The 708-nt window shown below is 61.7% G+C and carries 1 pseudogene; it reads left to right on the forward strand.

The window, feature by feature from the left end:
* A pseudogene (locus tag ACPYOP_RS32920) lies at positions 1-353 on the forward strand (helix-turn-helix domain-containing protein); the annotation flags it as partial.
* Positions 354-708: the final 355 nt, after the last annotated feature.

A 708-nucleotide genomic window follows, 5' to 3' on the forward strand; every position in this document is an offset into this window, starting at 1 on the left:
TCCGGCGGTTCGTGCCGACGGGCAATGACGGTCCGGGACCCCAGGTTCAGCAGACCAGCAATGGCTACCGCCTGTCACTGCCGGAACGGGCGAGACGGCTGCTCGGCCGCTTCGGCATTGCACCGCCCGTGCCTGACGATCATCTTCAGGCACGGGCGGCGCGATCGGCGATGATCGAGGCCCACCGCGAAAGCCTCGAGATCGGCGAGCGGACCCTGTTCGATATCGGCGACAATGCCGTCGGACAGGCGCTGGCAAGGCTCGGCCGCGCCATCGGAAAGTCGTCGCATTCACGCGAGTCCGCCAGACAGACTGAATCCCCAACTGCTTCTTTCTTTAAGAGAGAAGAGTAAGCGGACGCCGCTGTCCGTGCCTCTCACGAGGCCCTGCGGCGGTTCCGTCCCGCTCCATCAGCGGGACGGCCTATCCCAATCGTCGCCCTACCAGCTCAAACCACCTCTGTCCGCATCCGCGGATAACCCCCCATGGCTCGTAAAAACAAGAAAGAGGGAAATCCGAATCCGGAATAGCTCACCGGTTGCGGATGCCACTATGATGCCCTCACAGGCGGAGGCGCCGGCAATCAACATACGCCTGCCAATGGCCCCACAGCGCGACGCCACCACCCACCGCAAATCCGCTATTGCTAAAGTAACTGTGTATTGCCATGATCCATCATACGGACACCGCATTTCCTATCCGGATTAC

The organism is Rhizobium sp. KNZ2-6A, from assembly GCF_056755475.1.